This window comes from Mesorhizobium sp. WSM4841, assembly GCF_055811515.1.
Genome location: NZ_JBVVQC010000016.1, coordinates 128059 through 134419 on the forward strand (window position 1 = coordinate 128059; position 6361 = coordinate 134419).

The 6361-nt window shown below is 64.2% G+C and carries 7 protein-coding genes; 1 reads left to right on the forward strand and 6 read right to left on the reverse strand.

Features of this window, described 5'->3' with window-relative positions:
- Positions 1–4: 4 nt before the first annotated feature.
- From eutA to ehuR, 6 genes are all read right to left on the reverse strand, one after another.
- Entirely contained in the window at positions 5–781 is a 777-nt protein-coding gene (eutA, locus tag AC0L14_RS19955) for an ectoine utilization protein EutA (RefSeq protein ID WP_473750482.1), read from the reverse strand.
- A gap of 55 nt (positions 782–836) precedes the next feature.
- Positions 837–1496 carry an ectoine/hydroxyectoine ABC transporter permease subunit EhuD gene (gene ehuD, locus AC0L14_RS19960; RefSeq protein ID WP_473750483.1) on the reverse strand — a complete coding sequence of 220 codons (660 nt, stop codon included), beginning with the start codon at positions 1494–1496 and terminating at the stop codon, positions 837–839.
- A gap of 16 nt (positions 1497–1512) precedes the next feature.
- Positions 1513–2172 (reverse strand): ectoine/hydroxyectoine ABC transporter permease subunit EhuC, encoded by a 660-nt coding sequence (gene ehuC, locus AC0L14_RS19965; RefSeq protein WP_473750484.1) that lies wholly within the window; start codon positions 2170–2172, stop codon positions 1513–1515.
- A 229-nt stretch (positions 2173–2401) separates the two neighbouring features.
- Positions 2402–3253: an ectoine/hydroxyectoine ABC transporter substrate-binding protein EhuB gene (ehuB, locus tag AC0L14_RS19970; RefSeq protein ID WP_473744964.1), complete on the reverse strand. Its 852-nt coding sequence runs from the start codon at positions 3251–3253 to the stop codon at positions 2402–2404.
- Positions 3254–3326: 73 nt separating this feature from the next.
- Positions 3327–4112 (reverse strand): ectoine/hydroxyectoine ABC transporter ATP-binding protein EhuA, encoded by a 786-nt coding sequence (gene ehuA / locus AC0L14_RS19975; protein ID WP_065006648.1) that lies wholly within the window; start codon positions 4110–4112, stop codon positions 3327–3329.
- A gap of 123 nt (positions 4113–4235) precedes the next feature.
- Entirely contained in the window at positions 4236–5621 is a 1386-nt protein-coding gene (gene ehuR / locus AC0L14_RS19980; RefSeq protein ID WP_473750485.1) for a MocR-like ectoine utilization transcription factor EhuR, read from the reverse strand.
- Positions 5622–5704: 83 nt separating this feature from the next.
- Between ehuR and AC0L14_RS19985 the strand changes: the two genes are divergently transcribed.
- Positions 5705–6196, forward strand: a complete 492-nt coding sequence (locus tag AC0L14_RS19985) for an Lrp/AsnC family transcriptional regulator (protein WP_473750486.1) — start codon at positions 5705–5707, stop codon at positions 6194–6196.
- Positions 6197–6361 lie beyond the last annotated feature (165 nt).

Sequence of the window (6361 nt, forward strand, 5' to 3'; positions counted from 1 at the left end):
GGCCTCATTGTCCCAACGGCAGCGTCATCAGACGGCCGAATTCGGCGCGCGGCTCGTCGTCGCCGCAAAGCCGCAGACAGTTCCAGACCGTTGCCTGGTTGCTGGTCACGACCGGACGGCCGATTGCCTCTTCCATGCCGACCACGGCAAGTGCGGCCCGCAGCGCCGTGCAGGAGACGAACAGCGCGTCCGCTTGCGCATCGGTCGCCTCGCGCGCCAGATCGACCAGCGTGGCCGGTGCAATCCGCGCCATCTCGCGGTCGTCCTCGAAACCGAGACAGGTGAAGCTGGCGATCTTGAAACCGTGCGCCGCGAAATAGGCCGCCATCGGCCGGCTGGTCTCGACCGTGTAGGGAGTAAGAATACTGATCGTCCTGGCGCCCAGCGCCTTCAAGCCACGCGCCCCTGCCATCGGCGGTGTGACCACGGGCACGCCGGGCTTGGCCGCCTGCACCGCCGCCTCGATCTCGGCATCGCCGATGACCACGGAGGCCGAGGTGCAGGAATAGCAGATCGCGTCGAGCGGCTCATCGGGCAGGATGAGCGCGGCGCCCGCCGTCAGCGACGGCTGCATCTTGCGCAAATTGTCCGGCGTCGTCGGATTGGCGTAGGGAATGCGCGCGACATAGACGCCGATCCGGTCGCTTGCCACCATGCGGCGAAAATCCGGTTCGGTCGTATGGTCGGTGGCAAGGATGATCAATCCGATGCGCTTTTCCAGCGGACGCGCGTCGAGCGCCGGCCGTGTCGAGTGCAAGCGGATGTCGACAGGAGCGATCACCACGCTCTCCTTGCCAACGGTTTGCACTCTAGCAAAAGCATCGCAGGAACCACTGTCATTTTTCAATACGCCCGTAGCGGCGTTCCAGCCAGCGCAGCAGCACGACCGAGAATAGGCTGATGACGAGGAAGAAGGCGCCGACCAAGGTCATCGGCTCGACATAGCGGTAATAGGTGTTGGCGACGCTCTTGGCCTGGTTCATCAGTTCCAGCACGGTGATCGCCGACAGCAGCGGCGTCTCCTTGAACATCGCGATGAAGTAGTTGGCAAGCGCCGGGATCATCGGCGGAATCGCCTGCGGCATGATGATGTGGGTCCAGGTCTGCCTGGCGTTCAGATTGCAGGCCTTGGCGGCTTCCCATTGGCCGCGCGGCACATTGTCGATGCCGGCGCGATAGACTTCGGCTGTGTAGGTGCCGTAATGCAGGCCGAGGCCGATGACGCCCGCCACCAGCGGCGGCAGCAGGATACCGATGTCCGGCAGCACATAGAAGATGAAATAGAGCTGCACCAAAAGCGGCGTGCCGCGGATGAACTCGGCGAGGAAGCCGACGGTGCGCGACAAGGCCTTGTTCGGCGAGCGCCGCGCCAGCGCGATGGCCAGTCCGACGATCGCGGCCAGGACCGAGCCGAGCAGCGTCGCCAGGATGGTGATCTTGACGCCCTGGATCAGCGTCGGCATGATCTCCCAGACGAAATTCCAATCCCATTCCATTATGAGGCCCGATCCATCAGACGCGCACCCCATCGAGGCCGCGCGCCATGCGGCGTTCCAGCGAACGCACGCCCCACGAGATGATCAGCGCAAGGCCGAAATAGATGACGAGAATGGTGGTGAACGGCACCATCGTGTTGCCGGTCTGCGAGCGCACCACCTGCGCCTGGAAGGTCAGGTCGGTGAGCGAAATCAGCGAAACCACTGCGGTCGCCTTGAGCAATTCGATGGCGTTGTTGCCGAAGGTCGGCAGCATGACCAGCAGCGCCTGCGGCAGGATGACATAGCGCATAGCTTGCCAGCGGCCGAGATTGAGCGCGGTGCAGGCCTCGTACTGTTCGCGGCCGATCGACTGGATGGCGCCGCGCACTACCTCCGCGCCATAGGCGCCGACATTGAGGCCAAGCGCCAGCACGCCGGCCTGCAGCGGCGTCAGCGAAATGCCGATGAAGGGCAGCACGAAATAGGCCCAGAACAGCTGCACGAAGATCGAGGTGCCGCGGAAGAATTCGATATAGGCGGTGGCCAGCGCCCGAATCGCGAAAAACCGCGAGAGCCGCCCCAGCCCGGCGAGAAAGGCCATGATCAGCGCAAGCACCGACCCCATCAGCGTCAGCTCGATGGTAACTAGCGCTCCCTGCAATATCAGGCCGAAATAGCCGGACCATTGGGTCATGAAGTTCGAAATTTCCAACGTTTACGGTTGTAGTCTTGGCCCCTTCTCCCCCGTTCACGGGGAGAAGATGCCGGCAGGCAGATGAGGGGCAGAGCCAATCCGGCAGAACTGGCGCAGCCCCTCATCCGGCCTTGTTTGTGCATGTCGTTATCCCAAAACCGCTGCGCACTTTTGGGCGACATGCATTCGGGCCACCTTCTCCCCGTGAACGGGGAGAGGGAAAAAGGCCCTACTTCGCCGAGCAGAGCTTGTCGCGGCTCGTCGACATCGCCGCCGCTGCCGAGAAACCGTACGGCTCGATGATCTTGGCGAATTCGCCGGACTCCTTCAGCTTGGCCAGTTCGACGTCATAGGCGTCGCGCAACGCCTCGTCGCCCTTCTTGAAGGCCGCGCCGTCGCAATAGACCGGCGCGCCGACCACCGGGGCGACGACTTCGAGATTCGGATCGCTGGCCTTTTTGACCAGATCGTTGATCGACAGCACCGGCAGCGAATAGGCATCGATGCGGCCGTCCTGCAGCATCTTCAAGCCGCTCTGGCCGTCCGGCACGACGATGACGCGGTCACGCGGCACGCCGGCGGTGAGCGCCAGCTTCTCCTCGGTGCCGCCGCCCGGCGCCCCGATCGTCGCGGTGGCATCCTTGGCGACATCCTCATAGCTCTTGAAGCCCTTGGGGTTGCCCTTCTTGACCAGCATCGCCTCGGCGTCGCACAGCACCGGCTCCGAATAGGCGACCGCCGCGCAACGCTCCGGCTTCATGAACAGGCCGGCGGTGACGACGTCGAAACGGCCGGCCTGCAGCCCGGGGATCATGGCGCCATATTCCGAGATCGAGGCGACGATGTCGTTGACGCCGAGGCGCTTGAAGATCTCGCGCGCCACATCGGGCGCCGCGCCCGAAACCTTGCCGTCGGCCGCAACCGCCGTATAGGGCGGCTCATTGGCGATGGCGACGCGGGCGAAGCCCTGTGCCTTGAGTTCTTCGAGCTTGCTGTCGTCGGCCGATCCCGCGGTCGAGGCGGCCAGAATTGCGGTCAGTGCAACACCGGCGACGCCGGCCAGAATGCCAAGTTTCTTCATTGTTCCCAACTCCTTGCTTCTCTTCGCGGTTTGGTCGTTCTGCGGAACGGCTTCGCCGCCCTGGGCATGGCGGTCAGACGCGATGTCCGGCCGCGATGATCTTCTTCAGGAAGCCTTGCGTGCGCTCCTGCTTGGGATTGCGGAAAATCTCGTCGGGCTTGCCTTCTTCGACGATCTTGCCGCGGTCGAAGAACAGAACCCGGTCGGCGAAATCATGGGCAAAACCCATTTCGTGGGTGACGAGCAGCATGGTCATGTCGGTCTCGGAGCAGAGCCGCCACAACACGTTCAGCACTTCCTCGACCAGTTCCGGATCGAGCGCCGATGTCACCTCGTCGAACAGCATGATCCTGGGCTGCAGCGCCAGTGCCCGGGCGATCGCCACACGCTGCTTCTGCCCGCCGGAAAGCTGCGCCGGCATCGCTTTGGCCTTGTCGGCCATGCCGACCATGTCGAGCAGTTCCATCGCCCGTTTTTCGGCGGCGGCGCGCGGCATGCCCTTGGTCAAGATCGGCGCCAGCGTGACGTTGTCGATAACGCTCTTGTGCGGAAACAGGTTGAACAGCTGGAAGACCATGCCGATCTTCTGGCGCATTCTTGCCAGATGCCGTTCGTCGGCGGGCAGCAACTGGCCGTTGCGCTCCATGTGGTAAAGCTGCTCGCCGTCGATCTGGATGTGGCCGCTGTCGATCCGCTCCAGCGTCATCAGGATGCGCAGGATCGTCGTCTTGCCCGAGCCGGACGGGCCGATCAGCGCCAGTTTCTCGCGCGGCATGACCTGCATCGACAGGCCGTCCAGCACCTTGAAGGTGCCGAAGCTTTTCGAAATGCCGTCGATCTTGATGATGGGCGCGGACAATGAATTCCCCGTGCTGGAGAAGCTTGGTGCCTTCAACGATGCGGAACGCGCCAAATCATGTCAATCAGAAAATAAACTCATGACAATGTTTCTGGCTCCGCACAATTTCGCGGCAATGTCTGCCTAGATCGCCAGCAGGAGATGCTCCGGGTCGCCGAGCAGAAGTTTGGTCACAACGCTCAGCCCGGCGCGCAGTTCCCCCTCGGTGGTTGAGCCCAGCGAGATCCGAACCGCCGGCTGCCAGGGCGCCGCCGAGATACGGAACGAAGTGCCTGGTGCGATCGCCACGCCCTGCAGGCGGGCCTGCGAGACGAAACCCTCCTCGGCGCGGTCGCCGGGCAGCTGCAGCCACAGATGCAGTCCGTCGCGATGGACACGATAGTCGACCCCGGCAAGCACCTGGGCGGCAATCTCCTGCCGCCGCCGCAGCGCTAAACGTTGCCAGCGGACGAGCTCCATCGCCGTGCCGTCGGCCACCCATTTTGTCGCGATCTCGGCCACCAGCGGCGTCGCCATCCAGTTGGAGACGAGATGGCGGTTGGCGACGGCGGCGGCATAGCGGTCGGGTGCCGCGAGATAGCCGATGCGCAGGCCCGGCACGACGATCTTGGTGAAGGAGGTGACGTAGAGCGTGCGCTCGGGCGCGAAGGCGGCGACCGGCGGCGGACGGCCCTCGACCAGCGGGCCGAGCACGTCGTTCTCGATGATGGCGATGTCATGCCGGCGCGCCACCGCAGCGATCTGCTCGCGCCGCACGGCATCCATAAGCGTTGCGGTCGGGTTAATCACCGAGGGCTGCACGAACACGGCGCGGATGTCGGAAAGCCGGCAGGCCTCGTCCAGCGCCTCCGGGATCAAGCCGTTGTCGTCGATCGGCAGGCCCTCGAGGTTGAAGCCGAGATAGCGCGCCAGCGGGATCAGCGTGTGATGGCCGATCGCTTCGGTGGCGACGGTCGAACCGGGCGGCGCCACGCTCATCAGCGCCACCGTCATGCCGGCCGTGGCGCCGTTGGTCAGGCTGACATTCTGCGCGGACACGTCGAGACCGCAGTGCCGCAGCCATTCGACCGCCACCGCGCGGTGGCGTGGGAACACCATGTTCGGCCTGAACGACAGCGCCGAACTCGACGGCAGGTTTTCGGCAAGCCAGCCCAGCGCCTGCTTCAGCCGCTCCAGATGCATCGGCTCGCAGACCGGCTTCAGGATCGAGAGGTCGATGACCTCGCCAAGGCGTTCCGGCAGATAGGGCGGCTCCGGCTCGCGGCGCTGCGTCTGCACGAAGCTGCCGCGGCCGATCTCGCCGGAGACCAGGCCCCGGCGGATCAGTTCCTCATAGGCGCGGCTGACTGTCTGCACCGAAAGCTCCAATTCGTCGGCCAGCCGGCGATGCGTCGGCAGCCGCGTGCCATTGGCCAACCGCCCATCATGGATGGCGCGCGCGAACTGGTCGGCGAGCGATTGATAGGCCGGCCGCCGGATGAGCGCGGGATCTGGACGCCACAATGTCATGACATATTAGAGATCGAAATCAGTGCAATTGACAATCGAAATAATGCGCCGTCATGGTGTCGGGGACAAAAAAGTGGACGCTCATGGCCGCACCGAAACTCGATCAGATCGACCTGAAAATCCTCGACGCGGTCCAGCGCGACGGGCGCATCACCAAGCTGGCGCTCGCCGAAAAGGTCGGCCTGTCGGCGACGCCGTGCTGGATGCGCCTGCGCAAGCTGGAAAAGGCCGGCATCGTCTCCGGCTATCACGCCAAGGTTGCGATACGCGCCGTCGCGCCGGTCGCCACCGTCCTGATGGAGGTAACGCTGGCCAGCCACCGCCAGGCCGATTTCGACCGCTTCGAGCGGGTCATCCGCGATATCCCCGAAATCGTCGCCTGCTGGTCGGTGGGCGGCGGCGTCGACTATCTGCTGAAAGTGATGGCGCGCGACATCGACGCCTATCAGCGGCTGGTCGACGCCCTACTTGAACGCGAGATCGGCATCGACCGCTATTTCACCTACATCGTCACCAAGACGGTGAAGGAGGAGATTGTCTTGCCGGTGGCGGATCTGCTGCCGGCGCTGTCGTGAGGCCTGAGCAAATCGCAAAGAGCCCCCTCATCCGGCCGCTTCGCGGCCACCTTCTCCCCGGCGGGAAGAAGAGGCTGGCGCCGGCGCTGGCGATCTCCTCTCCCCTCGGGGAGAGGTCGGATTGCCCCGAATTGCCCTTTGCAATTCGGTTGGCAATCCGGGTGA